General features: G+C 62.9%; 20 protein-coding genes. 10 read left to right on the top strand and 10 right to left on the bottom strand.

The features are described from left to right. Window positions 1-3: 3 nt before the first annotated feature. The 7 genes from OX462_RS03410 to OX462_RS03380 all read right to left on the bottom strand — a co-directional run bounded on the left by OX462_RS03410 (window position 4) and on the right by OX462_RS03380 (window position 8,529). Entirely contained in the window at window positions 4-579 is a 576-nt protein-coding gene (locus OX462_RS03410; protein ID WP_409027779.1) for a HutD/Ves family protein, read from the bottom strand. Then, window positions 579-1,955, bottom strand: a complete 1,377-nt coding sequence (locus OX462_RS03405) for a formimidoylglutamate deiminase (protein WP_409027778.1) — start codon at window positions 1,953-1,955, stop codon at window positions 579-581. The genes OX462_RS03410 and OX462_RS03405 overlap by 1 nt, the downstream gene beginning before the upstream one ends. Then, the gene (gene hutG, locus OX462_RS03400) at window positions 1,940-2,743 is read right to left on the bottom strand and encodes an N-formylglutamate deformylase (RefSeq protein WP_409027777.1); all 804 of its coding nucleotides are present in this window, start codon (window positions 2,741-2,743) and stop codon (window positions 1,940-1,942) included. Before hutG ends, OX462_RS03405 begins: the two co-directional genes overlap by 16 nt. Window positions 2,744-2,763: 20 nt before the next feature. After that, the gene (gene hutH, locus OX462_RS03395; RefSeq protein ID WP_070291008.1) at window positions 2,764-4,323 is read right to left on the bottom strand and encodes a histidine ammonia-lyase; all 1,560 of its coding nucleotides are present in this window, start codon (window positions 4,321-4,323) and stop codon (window positions 2,764-2,766) included. Window positions 4,324-4,342: 19 nt separating this feature from the next. After that, complete coding sequence (hutU, locus tag OX462_RS03390; RefSeq protein WP_121670522.1) at window positions 4,343-6,046, bottom strand: urocanate hydratase; 1,704 nt, start codon at window positions 6,044-6,046, stop codon at window positions 4,343-4,345. Window positions 6,047-6,173: 127 nt separating this feature from the next. Then, entirely contained in the window at window positions 6,174-7,847 is a 1,674-nt protein-coding gene (locus OX462_RS03385; protein ID WP_409027776.1) for an amidohydrolase, read from the bottom strand. Between the two features lie 67 nt (window positions 7,848-7,914). Next, window positions 7,915-8,529, bottom strand: coding sequence for a GNAT family N-acetyltransferase (locus OX462_RS03380; protein ID WP_409027775.1), 615 nt, complete (start codon window positions 8,527-8,529; stop codon window positions 7,915-7,917). A 125-nt stretch (window positions 8,530-8,654) separates the two neighbouring features. On the opposite strand from OX462_RS03380, the gene OX462_RS03375 reads away from it, so the two are divergent. Genes OX462_RS03375 through OX462_RS03335 form a run of 9 tightly spaced genes read left to right on the top strand, consistent with a single transcriptional unit; the run spans window position 8,655 to window position 13,745 of the window. Beyond that, window positions 8,655-9,725 (top strand): hypothetical protein, encoded by a 1,071-nt coding sequence (locus OX462_RS03375; protein ID WP_139143572.1) that lies wholly within the window; start codon window positions 8,655-8,657, stop codon window positions 9,723-9,725. Next, the gene (locus OX462_RS03370) at window positions 9,700-10,170 is read left to right on the top strand and encodes a hypothetical protein (protein ID WP_409027774.1); all 471 of its coding nucleotides are present in this window, start codon (window positions 9,700-9,702) and stop codon (window positions 10,168-10,170) included. Before OX462_RS03375 ends, OX462_RS03370 begins: the two co-directional genes overlap by 26 nt. Beyond that, a complete protein-coding gene (locus tag OX462_RS03365) occupies window positions 10,145-10,669 on the top strand; it encodes a hypothetical protein (RefSeq protein ID WP_409027773.1) in 525 nt (174 codons plus the stop codon). Before OX462_RS03370 ends, OX462_RS03365 begins: the two co-directional genes overlap by 26 nt. A gap of 13 nt (window positions 10,670-10,682) precedes the next feature. Beyond that, a complete protein-coding gene (locus tag OX462_RS03360; protein WP_070224208.1) occupies window positions 10,683-11,198 on the top strand; it encodes a hypothetical protein in 516 nt (171 codons plus the stop codon). Between the two features lie 47 nt (window positions 11,199-11,245). Beyond that, window positions 11,246-11,701, top strand: coding sequence for a hypothetical protein (locus tag OX462_RS03355; protein ID WP_139143574.1), 456 nt, complete (start codon window positions 11,246-11,248; stop codon window positions 11,699-11,701). 7 nt (window positions 11,702-11,708) lie between these two features. After that, a complete protein-coding gene (locus OX462_RS03350; RefSeq protein ID WP_070308411.1) occupies window positions 11,709-12,218 on the top strand; it encodes a hypothetical protein in 510 nt (169 codons plus the stop codon). 13 nt (window positions 12,219-12,231) lie between these two features. Continuing rightward, the gene (locus tag OX462_RS03345) at window positions 12,232-12,729 is read left to right on the top strand and encodes a hypothetical protein (RefSeq protein ID WP_139143575.1); all 498 of its coding nucleotides are present in this window, start codon (window positions 12,232-12,234) and stop codon (window positions 12,727-12,729) included. Beyond that, entirely contained in the window at window positions 12,704-13,228 is a 525-nt protein-coding gene (locus OX462_RS03340) for a hypothetical protein (protein ID WP_409027773.1), read from the top strand. Before OX462_RS03345 ends, OX462_RS03340 begins: the two co-directional genes overlap by 26 nt. 13 nt (window positions 13,229-13,241) lie before the next feature. Further along, on the top strand, window positions 13,242-13,745 hold the full coding sequence (locus OX462_RS03335) for a hypothetical protein (protein ID WP_409027772.1): 504 nt from the start codon (window positions 13,242-13,244) through the stop codon (window positions 13,743-13,745). Window positions 13,746-13,787: 42 nt separating this feature from the next. Here the strand turns inward: OX462_RS03335 and OX462_RS03330 are convergent, their stop codons facing one another. The 3 genes from OX462_RS03330 to ada all read right to left on the bottom strand — a co-directional run bounded on the left by OX462_RS03330 (window position 13,788) and on the right by ada (window position 17,280). Further along, window positions 13,788-15,464: a mechanosensitive ion channel family protein gene (locus tag OX462_RS03330; RefSeq protein WP_070311642.1), complete on the bottom strand. Its 1,677-nt coding sequence runs from the start codon at window positions 15,462-15,464 to the stop codon at window positions 13,788-13,790. A 74-nt stretch (window positions 15,465-15,538) separates the two neighbouring features. Further along, on the bottom strand, window positions 15,539-16,228 hold the full coding sequence (locus OX462_RS03325) for a 2OG-Fe(II) oxygenase (RefSeq protein ID WP_070224203.1): 690 nt from the start codon (window positions 16,226-16,228) through the stop codon (window positions 15,539-15,541). Next, on the bottom strand, window positions 16,225-17,280 hold the full coding sequence (gene ada / locus OX462_RS03320; protein ID WP_070224302.1) for a bifunctional DNA-binding transcriptional regulator/O6-methylguanine-DNA methyltransferase Ada: 1,056 nt from the start codon (window positions 17,278-17,280) through the stop codon (window positions 16,225-16,227). The genes OX462_RS03325 and ada overlap by 4 nt, the downstream gene beginning before the upstream one ends. A 181-nt stretch (window positions 17,281-17,461) precedes the next feature. Here ada and hutC point away from each other — a divergent pair, with 181 nt between their 5' ends. Then, window positions 17,462-18,181, top strand: a complete 720-nt coding sequence (gene hutC, locus OX462_RS03315; RefSeq protein WP_409027771.1) for a histidine utilization transcriptional repressor HutC — start codon at window positions 17,462-17,464, stop codon at window positions 18,179-18,181. Window positions 18,182-18,625 lie beyond the last annotated feature (444 nt).

Raw genomic sequence — 18,625 nt, 5'->3', positions numbered from 1 at the left:
CTCCTAGATGAACAGGTCGACGCGGAACACGGCCGTGCGCTGCAAGGCGTCGAGCCGCCAGTCCGGCGCGTCGTCGGCGTCCAGCAGCAGCGCGTCATGGCGGGCCAGCGCGAACTGCTGCTCGCCACCGCGCGCCAGCACGTGGCCTTCGCCGGCGACAAACAGCAGGGTCGCCGCGCTGCGCCGCGCCAGCTTGCCCGGCGCCGTGATTTTTTCCAGCTGATGGCGGCAGCGGTCGCGCCGCGTCATCACATTGAAATCCGTCGTCGGCCCCTTGACCTGCGCCTCCACGGCGGCCTCGCCGGGAAACCACAGCATCGGTTGCGCCGCGCTCAAAACCACCTTGCGCGCGCCGTCGAGCGTCAGCTGCACGCTGTCGCCATCGACCAGCATCAGGCTGCGGTCAATGCCGGGAAAGCTGGAAAACGGCCCGCTGGCCGTGATCGTCGCCAGGCTGATACGCCAGTCAAAATCGTCGAAACCGGCGTCCGGCGGAGAAATGGCGATTTCCGTCGTGCTGCCGCCGCCGTTTTTCCACGGCGCGGCGCGCAGGTATTCCTGTGGGATGAAAGTCGCCATCAGAGCGCCCTCAGTTGCGCCAGGGCGCGCTTGTAGGCGGTGGCGATGGCGTCCTGCGCCACGTGGCGCCCATCGCGCACCTGCCACTGGCCGCCGCACAGCACGTCGCGCACCAGCTTGTCGTTGCCGCAGAAAATAAAACTGCCCAGCACGTCGGCGATGGCCACGCCGCACAGGTTCACATGCGCGTCGTCGAGCACCAGCACATCGGCGCGGCAGCCCGGTGCCAAAGCACCGAGCTTGCGTCCGGCCGCCTGCGCGCCGCCCCGCAAGGCTGCCTGCCACAGATAGTCGCCCACATGGCGCTGCTCCGGCGTGGCGGCCACGTTGCGCTGCTGGCGCTGCAAGCGCTGGCCGTATTCGAGCCAGCGCAATTCTTCCACGGGCGACTGCGACACGTGGCTGTCGCTGCCGACGCCGAAACGCCCGCCGGCGGCGATGAATTCGGCCAGCGGGAACAGGCCGTCGCCCAGGTTCGCCTCCGTCGTCGGGCACAGGCCCGCGACAGCGCCGCTGGCGGCCATCCGCGCCACCTCGTCGGGCTGCACATGCGTGGCATGCACGAGGCACCAGCGCGCATCGACGTCGAGCTGGTCGTACAAATACTGCACCGGGCGCCGGCCGCTGTAGTCGAGGCACTGCCGCACCTCGCCCTGCTGCTCGGCGATGTGGATGTGGATAGGGCGATCCGCGGGCAGCGCTTGCGCCACTTCGCGGATCTGCGCCACGCCGGCGGCGCGCAGCGAATGCGGCGCAAAGCCCACTTCCACCTGCCCGCCCCGCTGCGGCGCCAGCGCCTCGACGATGCGCAAGACATCGTCCGCACCCGTGCGGAAGCGCGCCTGCTCGGGTTTGAGGGGCTGTGCGCCGAAGCCCGCATGGCTGTACAGCACGGGCAGCATGGTCATGCCGATGCCGCTGACGCGCGCCGCGGCCAGCACCCGTTCAGCCGTTTCGGCGGGACGCGCATACAGGGCGCCAGCCGCATCGCGCTGCAGGTAGTGAAATTCGCAGACGGACGTGTAGCCATGGCGCAGGCATTCGGCAAACAGCTGCGCGGCGATGCTTTCCAGCTGCGCCGGCGTGATGTGGCGCGCGAAGCGGTACATCAAGTCGCGCCAGGTCCAGAAGCTGTCCAGCGCATCGCCAGCTACTTCGGTCATGCCGCCCAGCGCCCGCTGGAAGGCATGCGAATGCAGGTTGACCATGCCGGGCAAGACATACTCGGCCACTTCCGCGCCGGGCGGTGGCGCGACGCTCTCTGTAATCTGCGTCAAGTCGCCGGCCGCATCCCATTCCAGCAGCACGTCGCGGCGCCAGCCTTGCGGCAGCAGCGCGTGGCGCGCGAACAGACAGGTACTCAACGCGCCACCCATGCCACGGCCGCTTCCATCATCTGGCGCAGCAGCGGCTGCACCCGGGCCGCCAGGTCGGGCCGGTAGCCGAATGGCGCCGCCTCGTCCATGCCAGGTTCATTCATGTACAGGCACTGGCACATCTCGAGCTGGATCGCATGCACGCGCTTGTCCGGCTGGCCGTAATGGCGCGTGATATGCCCGCCCTTGAAGCGGCCATTCAAGGCCACGGTAAATGCATCCTGCGCGCGCGCGATGTCCACCACGGCGGACGTCAGGCCCGCATCGCAGCTGGCGCCATCGGCCGTGCCGAAGTTCAGGTCGGGCAGCTTGCCGTCGAAGAAGCGCGGCACATGCGAGGCGATGGAATGGGCATCCCACAGCACCACGGCGCCATGCACGCGCAGCAGGCGGTCCAGTTCCGCGCGCAGCTGCGCATGATACGGCGCCCAGTAGCGCTGCAACCGGCGCTGCACGTCGGCCGCATCGGGCTCCTTGCCGGCCAGGTACAGCGGCTCGCGGTGGAAGGTATCGTTGGGCAGCAAGCCCGTCGTATCCTGCCCCGGATACAGATTCGTGTCTTCCTGCGGGCGGTTCAAGTCGATGGCGTAGCGCGACCAGCGCGCCGACAGTACTGACGCGTCCATCTCCTGCAAAAAACCGTACAGCTCGCGCAAATGCCAGTCCGTGTCGGCCTTGATCAGGGCCTGCGGCGTCATGCGCGCGGCGATATCGTCCGGTATGTCGGTGCCCACGTGGGGCATCGACACGAGCAGCGGGATGCTGCCTTCGTTGAAGCGGAAATCCATGCTTGTCTCCTTGCGCCCGCTCAAGCGTACAGCGGGGCGAACAAATTCTTGCAGGTGCTGCTCAATTCGCCCTGCAGCACCATCTGCTTGGCCGCCTCGATGTCGGGCGCGAAGAAGCGGTCGGCGTCGAAGAACGGCACCTTCTGGCGCAGCTGGTGGTGCACATGTTCGAGGTGCGGCGAGGTTTTCAGCGGACGGTGGAAATCGATGCCCTGCGCGGCGGCCAGCAACTCGATGCCGACGATGACGGCCGTGTTGTGCGCCATGTCGTCCAGGCGGCGCCCGGCGAACGTGGCCATGCTCACGTGGTCTTCCTGGTTGGCGGACGTGGGCAGGCTGTCGACGCTGGCCGGATGGGCGAGCGACTTGTTTTCCGACGCCAGCGCGGCGGCCGTCACGTGGGCGATCATGAAGCCGGAATTGACGCCCGGGTCGCGCACGAGAAACGGCGGCAAGCCGGACAACGTGGCGTCGATCAGCAGCGCGATGCGGCGCTCGGCCAGCGCGCCGATTTCGGCAATTGCCAGCGCCAGCGTGTCGGCGGCAAAGGCCACCGGCTCGGCATGGAAGTTCCCGCCCGAGACGATTTCCGCCTGCCCGTTGGGGCCATCCTGGAAGATCAGCGGATTGTCCGTGACGGCATTGGCTTCGATCAGCAGGGTACGGCCCACGTTGCCGATCAGATCGAGGCAAGCGCCCATGACTTGCGGCTGGCAGCGCAGGCTGTACGGGTCCTGCACGCGCTCGTCGCCTTCCAGGTGCGAGGCGCGGATCGCGCTGTTGGCTACCAGCTGGCGGTACATCTGCGCGGCCAGTATCTGCCCCGGCTGTCCCCGCACGGCGTGCACGCGCGCGTCGAACGGCGCATCGCTGCCCTTGGCCGCGTCGAGCGACAGCGCGCCCGTGACCATGGCCGCTTCCAGCAGACGCTCGGCCATGAACAGGCCATGCAGCGCCAGCGCGTTCGACACCTGCGTGCCGTTGATCAGGGCCAGGCCTTCTTTCGCCGCCAGCACGACGGGCGCGATGCCCGCCTGCGCCAAGGCATCGGGCGCCGCCATCAATTCGCCGTTGACGCGCACCTCGCCCACGCCCAGCATGGCCAGGGTCATGTGCGACAGCGGTGCCAGGTCGCCCGAGGCGCCGACGGAGCCCTTGGCGGGAATGGCCGGCATGATGCCCGCGTTGTACAGGGCGATCAGGGTGTCGACGATCAGCGGGCGCACGCCGGAAAAGCCGCGCGCCAGGCTGCCGATCTTCATCAGCATGATCAGGCGCACGACGGCGTCCGACAGCAGTTCGCCCGTGCCGACGGAGTGCGACAGGATCAGGTTGCGCTGCAATTGCTCGAGCTTTTCATCGGGGATGCGCGTCTTGGCGAGCAGGCCGAAGCCCGTGTTGATGCCGTAGGCCGCATCGCCCTTGGCGACGATGGCCTGCACTGCGCCGGCCGACGCCTCGATGACGGGATAGGCCTCGGCGGCGAGGATCAGTTTGGCGGGCGCGGCCCAGACGGCGCGCAGGTCGCCCAGGGTCATCGCGCCCGGTTTCAGGGTCCAACTTTTGGCATGCTGTGTCATAGTCATTCGCATCAAGGTCTCAAGGAAGCATGGGAAGAATCAGGCCGTTGCGCTTGGCGCAGGCGGCCGCTGTTTCATAGCCGGCATCGGCATGGCGCATCACGCCCGAGCCGCTGTCGTTGACCAGCACCCGGGCCAGGCGTTTCGCCGCGCTGTCCGTGCCGTCGGCCACGATGACCATGCCCGCATGCTGAGAATACCCCATTCCCACGCCGCCGCCATGGTGCAGCGAGACCCAGGTGGCGCCGCCGGCCGTGTTCAGCATGGCGTTCAGCAGCGGCCAGTCGGAGACGGCGTCCGTGCCGTCCTTCATGCTTTCCGTCTCGCGGTTCGGGCTGGCGACGGAACCCGTGTCCAGGTGGTCGCGGCCGATGACGATGGGCGCCTTCAGTTCGCCCGTGCGCACCATCTCGTTGAAGGCCAGGCCGGCGATGTGGCGCTCGCCCAGTCCCAGCCAGCAGATGCGCGCCGGCAGGCCCTGGAAGGCGATGCGCTCGCGCGCCATGTCCAGCCAGTGGTGCACCTGCTTGTGGTGCGGGAACAGCTCCTTGATCTTCGCATCCGTTTTATAGATGTCTTCCGGGTCGCCCGACAGGGCCACCCAGCGGAACGGCCCCCGCCCTTCGCAGAACTGCGGGCGGATATACGCGGGCACGAAGCCGGGGAAGTCGAAGGCGTTCTGCACGCCCTGATCAAACGCCACCTGGCGGATGTTGTTGCCGTAATCGACAGTGTGCACGCCCATGGCGTGGAAATCGAGCATGGCCTGCACGTGGGCGGCGCAGGAATCGGCAGCGGCCACCGTCAGGCGCGCGTGGCGCTGCGGGTCTTGCTGCGCCGCCTTCCAGTCCGACACGCTCCAGCCGCGCGGCAGGTAGCCGTTGACCAGGTCGTGCGCGGACGTCTGGTCCGTCACCAGGTCCGGCACCAGGCCGCCCGCCTTGGCGCGGCGCACCAGTTCCGGCAGCACTTCGGCCGCGTTGCCCAGGAGGCCAATGGAAATGGCTTCCTTGCGTTCGGTGTGATATTTCACCAGCGCCAAAGCTTCGTCCAGGCTCGCCGCCTGCTTGTCCAGGTAGCGCGTGCGCAGGCGGAAGTCGATGCTGCTTTGCTGGCATTCGATATTGAGCGAGACGGCGCCCGCCATGGTGGCGGCCAGCGGCTGCGCGCCGCCCATGCCGCCCAGGCCCGCCGTCAAGATCCAGCGCCCGCCCCAGTCGCCGCCGAAATGCTGGCGTCCCGCTTCGGCGAAGGTTTCATACGTGCCCTGCACGATGCCCTGCGTGCCGATGTAAATCCAGCTGCCGGCCGTCATCTGGCCGTACATGAACAGGCCCTGGCGATCGAGTTCGTTGAAGTGTTCCCAATTCGCCCATTTCGGCACCAGGTTGGAGTTCGCGATCAGCACGCGCGGCGCGTCCGCGTGGGTCTGGAACACGCCCACCGGCTTGCCGGACTGGATCAGGAGGGTCTGGTCGTCTTCCAGTTCGCGCAGCGAGGCGAGGATCTGGTCGAAACAGGCCCAGTTGCGGGCCGCGCGGCCGATGCCGCCGTAGACGACCAGGTGCTGCGGATTTTCCGCCACTTCCGGGTCCAGGTTGTTTTGCAACATGCGGTAGGCCGCCTCGGCCTGCCAACTCTTGCAAGCCATGACCGTGCCGCGCGGGGCGCGGATGGTACGGCTGGCATCAAAGCGTGGATCGGTGTCCATTGTGCTGTTCATGCTGTCTCCTCGTAGGGTGCGAGCGGGCGTATTTAGCCCGCTCCTGTACTCCCAGCATAGGTTGTCTATACAACCAAGTCAACAGGTTTTCTTTTGGGGGCAGACCCGACGGGTCTGACCCCGGCCCTCATTTTTTCTCGAACACGCGCTTGCCCGCCACCCACGTCTGCAGCACCTGCGTCTTGCCGATGGCCTTGGGCTCGACGGTGAACAGGTCCTGGTCGACGACGATGAAATCCGCCCATTTTCCCGCTTCCAGCGTGCCGATGACCTTTTCCTGGTGCGCCGCCCAGGCCGCGTCCAAGGTGAAGCAGCGCAGCGCCTCGGTGACCGTCATGGCTTGCTGCGGATACCAGCCGCCGGTCGGGAACCCCTCGCTGTTTTGCCGCGTGACGGCCGCGTGGATACCCTCGAACGGGTTCGGCGACTCGATCGGGAAATCCGAACCGCAGGCGATGTGCGAACCCTGCTTGAGGAAGGTGCGCCACGCATATGCGCCCTTGATGCGTTCGTGGCCGACGCGCTGCTCAGCCATGTTCTGGTCGGACGTCGCGTGCGTGGGCTGCATCGACGGCACGATGCCCAGCGCCTTGAAACGGGGGATGTCGGACAACTGCACCACCTGCGCGTGCTCCATACGGTGGCGCAGGCCCGCGCTATGGTATTGCGCGGTCAAGGCCTGGTAGCCGTCGAGGATTTGATGGTTGCCCGCGTCGCCGATGGCGTGCACGTTCACCTGGTAGCCGGCGCGCATGGCTTTTTCCATCTTCGCGCGCATGGCAGCGTCCTTGTAGAACAGCAGGCCGCGGGTGGAAGGATCGTCGCTGTACGGCGCCAGCAGGGCCGCGCCGCGGCTGCCCAGGGCGCCGTCGGACAGCAGTTTGACGGCGCGCAAGGCGTACATGTCGCGCGCATAGCCTTTTAATGGGCCGCTTTTCGACAGCGCGTCAAAATCTTCCGTGGTATCGGCAATCATGCCGTAGACGCGCACCTTCAGCTTGCCGTGGTCCGCGTAGTCGCGGAACAGCCGGTCCTGCATCTGGCCGATGCCCGCATCGTGCACGCTGGTCAGGCCCGCCTGCGACAGCTGCGACAGCGCGCCATCGAGGGCGGCGCGGTTTTCCACGTCGCCCGGCTTGGGCAGCACGGCATCCATCAAGTCCATGGCGCTGTCGACCAGCACGCCGGTGGCGTTGCCGTCCGCATCGCGGACTATCTTGCCGCCGGCCGGGTCTTGCGTGGCGCGCGTGATGCCGGCCAGCGCCAGCGCGCGGCTGTTGGCCCAGCCCGCGTGGCCATCGACCCGGCGCAGCCACACTGGCCGCGCGCTTTCCACCGCATCGAGTTCTGCGGCCGTGGGAAAGCGGCCCAGCTTCCAGATTTCCTGGTTCCAGCCGCTGCCGACGACCCAGCTGCGCTCGGGATGCGCGCGGGCGAAGTCGCCCACGGCTTGCACGGCGGCCGGCAGCGACGACGAACCGTACAACATCACGCCGCTGGCGATCGTCCCCAGGCCGAACACGTGGCCGTGCGCGTCGATCAGGCCGGGGAGCACGGTTTTTCCCCGCACGTCGACGTGCAGGGCGCCCTTGGCCGCCTTGCGCTTCACCTGCGCGGCGCTGCCGACGGCAAGGAGTTTTCCAGCGTCGTCAAAGGCCAGCGCCGTGAAGCGCACCACCTTGCCATGCGCGTCGAGCGTGTAGCCATTCGCATTGTTGATGACCGTGTCGGCATGGGCCTGGCCCAAGGTGCCCAGGCAGGCGAGAACGAGCAGGGTGTGGCGCAGTGGCAGGGTCGGCATTTCCATCTCCAGGTCTTTTAATAAATGAGTGAAAAGACGAGTGTATAGAAATTGGCAAAATGGTCAATCAGGCAGCAGTGGGTTGCCGCAGCATCAGCCAGTAATCGCAGCCCGTGACGGCTTCCGCATAACGCCCTGCCACCACGAAGCCCAGGCGGGCATAAAACGGCAGGCTGCGCTCGTTGTAGGTCTCCAGGAAGCACGCGGCGCCCGCCGCATCGACGGCCGCCAGGCCCGGCGCCAGCACGGACGCACCCAGTCCCCGCCCCTGTGCGTCCGGGGCGATGCCGGCGATCGACAGATACCACGCGTCCTGCAGACCATGCGGCGCCAGCGCGTGCTCCATGTTCCCGACGATGGCCGTGAAATGCGCGTAGCCCTGCTCTCCCAGCAGCACGCGCAAGGCTGCTTCGCGCTGCGCGTAGGCGGCCTGACGCTGGGCTGCCGGCGCATCCGTCGTCCAGATGGCGGCGCCATTGCCTACCGCATCGGCCAGGTCGACGCGCCCCGCCTGCTCGCCCTCGGTCAGCGCCAGCGCAAAATACGCTTCCAGCATGGCCAGCCGTGCCGTTTCGTCGTCGCCGCAGGCCACCGTGACGGCGCGGTAAAACGGGTCGCCGATCAGGGCGGCAGCCAGGCTGCGGGCGGCTTGCGATGCTTCAGTATGGGGTGCGCTGGACATGGTTCTCTTTCTGTTCGTTGTATCTTGCGACGCCCGGCATCTTAACGCAAGCGCCCAAGCCTTGCGCCCAGTCAATACCTCCCCGCCGCCGCTGGCCTACGCTGGCGTTTTATCGCGGAGGTTCCATGGCCAGGCACCATGTCATCAGCACCACCGCGTGCGACGTGTTCTTCAAGCTCGTGGCCCATCAAAAGAAAAGCCTGGGCGCGCGCTTCGACAGCATGATCGTCACCTTCAGTGCCGACGGCCAGCCCGTGCTGGGCGCCACCCTGCGCAACGCGACTAGCGGCTGCGAACTGCACCGCCTGGCCGGCCAGCCCGACGAATGCTGGTGCTGCGGCTACGACGAACAGCTGGAATTCGTCTCGCAAAACAAGGTGCCGCTGGCGCACGCCGACTACCGGCTCACCTTGAGCAATGGCGAAACGTGGACGGGGACGACGGATGCGAAGGGACGCACGGGGCGCATCGCCAGCAAGCGGGAAGAGCAAATTACCCAGGCCGAATTCCTGCCGCACGCGGACAAATCGCCATGCTGCGCCGCCGCCCCGAAACACGCGGCGCCAGCCGTCAAGCTCGTCCCGCTGGAAGGCATCAAGACGACCGACAAGGACGTCGGTTCGTCCGTCAAGCAGGTGAAAGTGAAGGACAAGGTTCGCCCGCTGACCAGGGGCGAGATCGACATGGCGTGGATGCTGTTCCAGGATGCGATCGACTATGGCAAGGTCAAGGTGCATGGCGAACCGTATTTGTGGTTCGGTTTACAGCCGAAGAACGTGGCCATGACGCCGGATGGGGAGATATATTTTCATGAGTCGGAGTATCGGGAGGATTTCTCAAAGGAGGATGATCATCGGAAGCATTGGTTCATCCACGAAATGGTTCATATTTGGCAGTATCAACTCAACTATCCAGTAAAGATACGTGGTGCCATTCGTCTCGGCCTGGACTATACATACATTTTGCTAGCAAATCAAAAACTGGCCGATCACAATATGGAAGCTCAAGGAGATTTAATTGCAGACTACTTTGTGCTGAAATTTTTAGATTCTACTGAAGCAATGGTCCAACAGAAATATAAGAACTCTCAAAAAACTTTTGAAGAGGTACTCGGTGATTTCTTTAAAAATCGAAAAAGTCCAAAAAATCTTCCTGGCAATAATATCGACCATGAGCCTTTATTCGATATCCCCTGACGGATCCGCCTTTTCACGTATGGCATATGCTGTCGTCACTACTTCAAACGGAATACCGTGCTTTTCCATTACAAAAAAGGAGGAGGCACGCAATGGCACACCAATGCTCGGGGCATTAATCGTTTCCGATCTGTCCGTTCAACCCGTCAAGAAGGTATGGTCTTTCTCTGTACCTCCAGATTGGCCTATTCCAATCCATGCAGATTCGTGCATTCGTTATGGAGATTTGCCCCCTACTGCTACAGGAATTAAACCAAAAATTCTTATTCCAGGACATTTCTATAGCGTATTTCTGAATGGCCGCCCCAAAGATCCGTCCGATCCAACCTATGGCTACCAAGGAAAATTCTGCGTGAGAGCTACGGCGGATGGCGGCCAGCAAATCATTCCCATCAACAGCGACATGCAGGCCTGGATCGATGAAGTCTGCCCAACGCCCCGCTAGCATCAATCCAACGCTGTTCATACTGCTCGCGCTCTCAAGTATGAACGGCTACGCGCGCTCACGCATGGCCGATGCCGAAGTTACCTCGGTCAATGGCGTGCCCTGCTTTAGCATTTCCAAACAGGAAGAGGGGCGCAACGGCCAGCCCTTCCTCGGCGCCTTGAGCGTGTCCGACGTGACGGTCAAGCCAACGACGGAAATATGGGGGTTTCTCATGACGGACGGTAAGAAAATTCCGCTGTCTTCAACAAATTGCATTCCCTATGGGAATATTCCGGCACATGCCGACGCCGTGCCCGCGCCTGAATTGAAGACCGGCAGGGTGTACGAGGTATTTCTGAATGGCAGGCCAGCCGATCCTGCCGATCCTACCTATGGATATGTGGCAAAGTTCTGTCTCATACAGCAGGTCTCTGCCAAGCCACGCCTCGTCGTCATCAAAAGCGATACACAAGCCTGGATGGATGATACGTGCCCAGCCAGAAATTCTTCCCGATAACGCAAGGCATGCCATGAATCATCGCCACCTTATTCTTTGTCTGCTGGCGACCTTGACGAGCATGGATGCCTCGGCGTGGTCGCGCATGGCCGAAGCCGAGATTAGCGCTTTCAAAGGCATACCATGCTTTACCATTTCAAAAAAAGAAGAACGCCGCAATGGAACGCCAATGCTGGGCGCACTCATGGTTTACGATATCTCCATAAAGCCGCCTGTAGAGGTCTGGTCCTTCATTCTCCTTGGAGCGACGCCCCTACCCATGCATGCAAAAACCTGCTATTTGTATGGCCAAGTACCAGCAGGAGCCGAATCGACTGCCGCGACGATGTTGAAAACAGGCAGGATGTACAGCGTCTTCTTGAATGGCAGGCCGGATGACCCGTCTGACTCGACCCGTGGTTACAAAGGGAAATTCTGTCTCATCGCGACAACTAACGGTGGTCAACAGGTCATTCCCATCAAACGCGATATGCAGGCCTGGATAGACGAAATTTGCCCGGCAAACACCCCAGCACAAAAAGGCCAATAATGCCCATCTGCCACAAGAGCCTATTGGTACTCGCCTTGATGACCTGCATGAGTGCCTCGGCCACCTCCCGCATGGCATACGCGGAAGTACAGCTAAAAAATGGCATTCCCTGTTTCACCATTTCGCAACAAGAAGAAGCACGCAACGGGCTTCCGCAGATTAGTGCGGTCGTACTGACAGATGTATCCGCCAAGCCCGCAGTCAAAGTATGGTCTTTTCTTTTACCGGGAACAGCAACTATTCCTGTGCATGCCAAGTCCTGCCTTTTGTATGGGCTTGCTCCAGCAAAGGCAGAGGTCAAGCCGCCCAAAGCGCCGCCGCTGAAAACGGGGCGCATGTATGACGTCTTCCTGAACGGTAGGCCAGCCGATCCTTCAGATCCTACTCGCGGCTACGTCGGGAAATTTTGCTTAATCACCGGCATCTCCGGGGAGCGCAAGATTCTTCGTATCGACAGAGATAGCCAAGCCTGGATAGATGAAATCTGCCCCGTTCAGAAATAGGAAAAACATGATGTCCTTGCAGCAGAATGCCCTGTTCATATTGCTCATGTTCCTCAGTCTGCATGCCTGTGCAACATCACGCATCGCCGATGCTGAAATCAGTTCAGTGAATGGCACCCCCTGCTTCACAATCTCGCAGACGGAAGAACAGCGTAACGGCCAGTCACTCCTGGGAGCACTCAGCATTTCAAACCTGTCAGAAAAGCCCGTCGTTGGTGTGTGGAGTTTTTATATGACTGGTGGAAAAAAAGTACCGCTCTCGTCAAAAAGCTGCCTTCGGTATGGTGACCTTCCCCAAGGAGCGAACGGCATGCCCGCCCCTGAACTGCACACAGAACGGGTCTACAGCATTTTCCTCAATGGAAGACCAAATGATCCTGCAGACCCTACCTATGGCTACATGGGAAAGTTTTGCATAGTAGCCACGGCCACTGGTGAACGAAAAATCATCGCCATTGGCAGCGACACGCCAGCGTGGAAACAGGATAGTTGCCCGGAGCATTCGCACATCAGATAGTGCAAGGATCGCCATGCCATATCGTCACACACTGCTATTCCTGCTTGCCACGCTGACGACTATCAATGCCTCGGCGTGGTCGCGCATCGCTGATGCCCTCATTCACTCTGGCAACGGCATGCCGTGCTTCTCCATTACAAAAAAGGAAGAGACGCGCAATGGCCTGCCATTTCTTGGCGCACTCATGGTTTCAGACATGTCCGTGCAACCAGTAAAAGAAGTATGGGGATTCTCCATGCCTCCAGAGATGCCGCTACCCATCCGCGCCAGCATATGCATCCGCTATGGAATCGTGCCTGCCGGTGCGACGGGCATGCGCGCTGAAAAACTGATGCCCGGGCATTTTTATCATGTGTTCCTGAATGGCAGCCCCAAAGATCCGTCCGATCCAACCTATGGCTATCAAGGCAAATTCTGCGTGAAAACTACGGCGACTGGCGGCCAGCAAATCATTCCCATCAACAGCGACATGCAGGCCTGGATCGATGAAGTCTGCCCAACGCCCCGCTAGCATCAATCCAACGCTGTTCATACTGCTCGCGCTCTCAAGTATGAACGGCTACGCGCGCTCACGCATGGCCGATGCCGAAGTTACCTCGGTCAATGGCGTGCCCTGCTTTAGCATTTCCAAACAGGAAGAGGGGCGCAACGGCCAGCCCTTCCTCGGCGCCTTGAGCGTGTCCGACGTGACGGTCAAGCCAACGACGGAAATATGGGGGTTTCTCATGACGGACGGTAAGAAAATTCCGCTGTCTTCAACAAATTGCATTCCCTATGGGAATATTCCGGCACATGCCGACGCCGTGCCCGCGCCTGAATTGAAGACCGGCAGGGTGTACGAGGTATTTCTGAATGGCAGGCCAGCCGATCCTGCCGATCCTACCTATGGATATGTGGCAAAGTTCTGTCTCATACAGCAGGTCTCTGCCAAGCCACGCCTCGTCGTCATCAAAAGCGATACACAAGCCTGGATGGATGATACGTGCCCAGCCAGAAATTCTTCCCGATAACGCAAGGCATGCCATGAATCACCGCCACCTTATTCTTTGTCTGCTGGCGACCTTGACGAGCATCAATGCCTCGGCGTGGTCGCGCATGGGCACTGCCGCCGTCATGACGGAGGCTGGCCTTCCCTGCTTCAAAATTGCCAGCGAAGAGGAACGCTCAAGGGGGCCAGTCAGCCTGAAGATGCTGACGATCAGCACGGCTGGGCCGAATGGCTGGAAAGATGTATGGACGGTCATGTTTCCGAATGCCTCGTTTGGCGATCCCAGCTATCGTCTGCCAAACAAGGGATGCGTGCGCTATGGCAAGGCTCCCGAGGGGGCCGAGAGCAGCGATGCCGCGCCGCTGGTGTCGGGAAAAGTGTATGGCGTATCCTTCCTGGGAAGGCCGCCCTCCGCGTCCGATCCCACTTCGCGCTACTCCGCAGATTTCTGCCTGCTCACGGCACCCGCCGGGGGTTTCCAGGTGATTCAGCTGACAAATGGCAAGAATACCTGCGCTCCCGAGGAAAAATCAAGATAGCGCGTGCCATTGCATCCGTCACGTACAGACCACGCCTCGCGTTCAAGACTTGGGCGGAACCACCTCAATCGATTCCTCCCCCCGCTTCGCCGGCGCCCTGAACCATTCACCGGGCGGTACCACGTGCGACTCTTTCGGGTCGTCGATGTAGTGCGGCGAGGTAATCTGCACGTCGAATTCGTTGAAGACGTCGATGATGTTCTGGTGCAAGCGGTTCAGCACTTCGGCGCGTTGGCGGGGGACTTCGGCACTGGCGTAGGCGACGAGGCGGTATTGCACATAGTAATCCTGCAAGGCCAGCTGCATCACGTACGGTTTCGGCGTGGTCGACAGTTCCGTCGTGCGCGACGCTGCCAGTTCCAGCATGGCGTGCACTTGCCGCCACGGCGTGGCGTAGCCGATGGTGACGGTGGAGTCGAGCACGAAGCCGCCGCCGGGCTGGGCGCGCGAATAATTCTTGGTCGTTTGCGACATCACCCAGGCGTTCGGCAAGGCGACTTCCTCGCCCAGGCCCGTGCGCAGGCGCGTCTCGAACATGCCCAACTCGACCACCGTGCCCTCGCAGTCACCCACGCGCACATATTCGCCCTTGCGCAGGGCGCGCGTGTACATCAGGATCAGGCCGCTGGCGCCCTGGCCCACGATGCTCGACGCGCCGATCGACACCATCAAGCCCACCAGCACGGACAAGCCCTGGAAGGCGGCCGTGTGCGAGCCGGGCAAATACGGATACGCCATGGCCAGCGCGAACAGCCAGATCACCACGCTGGCGATGCGGCGCGTGGGCAGGGCCGTGTCCTTGTCGAGCCAGCCGATCTGCAATTCGCCGCTTTCCACGCGCTTGAACAGCGAGGCGGCCGTGGCGGCGATCAGGCGCGCGATGGCGAAGATCACGCACACCAGCACCAGCCCCGGCAAGGCACCGATGATGGCGTGAAAGACGTCAGCCGCCACGTCGAACAGGTAGCCGCTCAGGCTTTCGCCCCAGGAGCGCGTGTAAGGCAGGCGGCCCAGCACGAAGGCGGCCCACAGATACGTGGCCATCAGACGCAAGCCCCACAGCACGGCGCTGAGCAGTTGATACGCGAAGGCGATGTAGTGTTCGGCGTCGAGCACGCGCACATTTTTCAGGCGCACGTCGCGCAGGCGCGAAGCGAGCAGGATGCCGCTGCGGCGCTTGGCCCAGCGGTACAAGCGCGTCAAGCCCATCCACACGAGCCAGAACACGAGCGTGGCGGCCGCGCACACGGCGGCGGCGATCGCCAGGTAGCGCCAACTGCCCTGTTCACGATAGTCAAACACGGCCTTGCTCAACTCGCCGGCGGCCGTTTTCGCCACGCTTTCCGTCGTGTCACCGGCCAGCAAGTTGACGTCGCCAGGCACGACGACGAACAGCTGCACGCCGTCGAGCAGCACTTGCGTGCCTTCTGGAATCATGCGCGTGCTCGCCTGCAGCGGACCGTTTTTCGCCAGCACGCTTTCCAGGCGGCGCTGCGCGCCGATGGCCCGTTCATCGGGCGGATAGCCGGCCAGCGCGGCGCGGAAGACGAATACCTTGCGGTTGGCAAACATCAATGGCGCCGTCTTGACGGGGGCGGCCTGCGACGGCGCGATGGCGGTCGCGGCTTCCGCAACGAGCGAGGATGCGCCCTCGTCCGCATGGGCTGCGGGCAGCAGGAAGATGATCAACAGGCATAACAGGCGGAGCAACGCGGACATGGCAACAGTGAGAAGTGACAGGGAGTAACCATCATGCCATGTAATTGCGGAAACTCAAGCGCCGCACCTACCGTTCAGCTCGCATCATGAAAAATGATGCCCAGGGTGTGGCGCATGCCCGAGCGCAGGCGCGACACGCCATGGCGCATGTTGACGCGGTAACTGCCGCGCTTGCCGTTGACGGGGCGCTGCGCCACGGGAAAGATCACGGCGTCGCCCTGCATCAAGGGCACGACCTCCAAGCGCGACTGCATGCGCGGGCGCTGCTCCGTCAGCACGAACTCGCCGCCCGTGAAATCGTCCTGCGGGCGCGACAGCAGCACGGCCAGCTGCAGCGGAAACACGTGCTCGCCATACAGGTCCTGGTGCAGGCAGTTGTAATCGCCTTCGCGGTAGCGCAGCAGCAAGGGCGTGGGCCGCGTTTGCCCCGCCGCATGGCAGCGCGCGAGGAAATCGGCGTGGCTGGAGGGAAAGCGCGTCTCCAGACCCATGCTGGCGTGCCAGCGGTTGGCAATCGCCGCCAGCGGTCCGTACAGCTGTTCGCGCAGGCCGGCCACCACATCGGGCAGCGGATGCGCCCAATACTGGTACTCGCCCTGTCCAAAGCCATGGCGCTGCATCACCACACGGCTGCGAAAGCGCGACGCATCGTCATACTGCGCTGCCAGCGCCGCGCACTGCGCAGGATTGAGCAAGCCCGGCACGACGGCGCAGCCATATTGATTCAGCTCATCCTCGATCTGCCGCCAATCGAGCGCCCTCACCGTTCGCCCTCGCGTTCCAGCAGCGCCTGCTTGCGTTCCACGCCCCAGCGGTAACCGGACAAGGCGCCATCGTTGCGCACCACCCTGTGGCAGGGGATGGCGACGGCCAGGGCATTGGCGGCGCAGGCGCCCGCCACGGCGCGCGCGCCTTTCGGCGCACCGATGCGGCGGGCCAGCTCGGCATAGCTGACCGTGCTGCCGGCGGGAATTTCGCGCAAGGCTTGCCAGACGCGCTGCTGGAACACGGTGCCGCGCACGTCCAGCGGCAAGTCCAGTCCGATCGCCGGCGCCTCGACCAGGCCCACCACCTGCGCCACCGTCTGTTCATAGTCAGGCTCGGCGCCGCGCAGCTCGGCTTGCGGAAAGCGGTCCTGCAAGTCGCGCAGCAGCAGTTCCGGGTCGTCGTCGATCAAAATGGCGCAGATGCCCTTGTCCGTGCTGGCCACGAGGATGGCGCCCAGCGAACAGGCGCCGATGGCAAAGCGGATCACGGCGCCGCTGCCGCCGGCACGGAATGCGCCCGGCGTCATGCCCAGCAAGCCGGGCGTGGCGGCATACAGACGGCCGCTGGAGTTGAAGCCGGCCGCATATAACGTTTCCGTGACGTTCGCCGCGCCTTGCAAGCCGGCCTTCAGGCGCTCGCCGCGCCGCGCCGCCGCGTAGGCTTTCGGCGTGATGCCCGTGTGCGCCTTGAAGACGCGGTGAAAGTGAAAGCGGCTCATGCCGGCCGCCTGCGCCAGCGCGTCCAGGTCGGGCAGCTCGTCGCTGGCATCGATCAAACGGCAGATGTCGGCCACGATGGCCGCCTGGCGCTGGGCCAGGGGCGGCAAGTTCGGCTTGCAGCGCAGGCAGGGGCGGAAACCGGCCGCCTCCGCCTGCTCGCACGTGGCGTGAAAAGCCACGTTGCGGCGCAAGGCGGGACGCGCCGCGCAGGAAGGGCGGCAATACACGCCCGTCGTGCGCACCGAGTAATAAAAGACGCCGTCGGCATCGGGCGCGCGCCGCTGCAGGGCGTCCCAGCGTTCATCGTCAGTCAGGTAAGCGTGTTCCATGGCGAACTCCGTGCAAATCAATAATAAGTCACCAGCATAGCCAGCACCCGCGCGCGCCACACTCCGGCGCTTGCTTTTGAATTCAAAAAAAGGCTGGCGGCAGGCATCGTGCTCGGTGCTAAAATCGGCCATCGCGCCTCCAGCCGGCGGCGCGCCCTGCCCGCGCCTCGGAGAAACCGCATTGGACGATCATACTACCCAGGAAAATACGCCCATTTTCCAGCGCATCAAGGATTTTCTGCTGGCCGGCATCGCCGCCGGGCGCTGGAAGGAAGGCGACGTGATTCCCTCCGAGCAAGCCCTCGTGAAACAATTCGGCGTCTCGCGCATGACGGTCAACCGCGCCGTGCGCGAACTCACCAGCGAGCAAATATTGACGCGGCGCCAGGGATCGGGCACCTATGTGGCACAGCAAAAATACCAGGCGACCTTATTGGAAATCAAAAGTATCGCCGATGAAGTGCGGGCGCGCGGGCATATCCACCGCAGCAGCCTGCAATTGCTGGAGCGTACCAAGGCCTCGGATTTGCTGGCCAAGCAATTCGGCCTGCCGCCGGAACACCCGCTGTTTCATTCGCTGATCGTGCATTTTGAAAACGGCGTGCCGATTCAGGTGGAAGACCGCTGGGTCAATCCCGAGTGCGCGCCCGACTACATGACGCAGGATTTTTCCAGCATCACGCCGAACGAATACCTGATGGCCGCCGCGCCCCTGCAAGGCGCCACCTACAGCATCGAAGCACTGTCGGCGCCGCGCGACATCGCGGAAATGCTGGCCATCGACACGAAACAGGCATGCCTGGTCCTGCGCCGCCAGACGCGCTCGGGCGGCAAGATCGCCTCGATCGCCACCATGTGGCATCCCGGGCACCGCTATCAGTTTGCCGGAAGTTTCACCTGAGAACACCTGAAAAAACCTACTGCGCGTCGCGCTTTGCGGCCTGTGATGCTCACCGTGCTCAAGCACGGTTGCGCTTCTCGGCCACAAATCGCTGCCGCTCGCTACGGTTTTATCAGGTGTTCTACAGATCGCTGATTCCGTAGCACGATTTCGCGCCGACTTTCTCTCAGATTCTCACCAAATCGCGAAAAAAACAGCCATTCCGGGGCAAAAAAAATCCCGTTTTGGCTGTTTCAGAACTTAAATACCCCGAGCAAATATTCGATGCTATAGTTGCCGCCAGAAAGCGCCGCAGGCGTTTATTTGAGCGCGCATCATGCACTGTCAGCCCAGTTCCATCATGCCCCAGAAAGGGATGCATTTGTCGTATTGCAGCCACACGAGTTTCAGCGCATCACGCCGACGGCGCCCTGCGCTGCGTCGTCTCGCTCATACGATGCTGGC

It is taken from the genome of Janthinobacterium aestuarii (assembly GCF_046113285.1).
In the GTDB taxonomy this organism is placed as follows: Bacteria; Pseudomonadota; Gammaproteobacteria; order Burkholderiales; family Burkholderiaceae_D; genus Janthinobacterium.
This window is presented reverse-complemented; position numbering and strand designations above follow the sequence as displayed.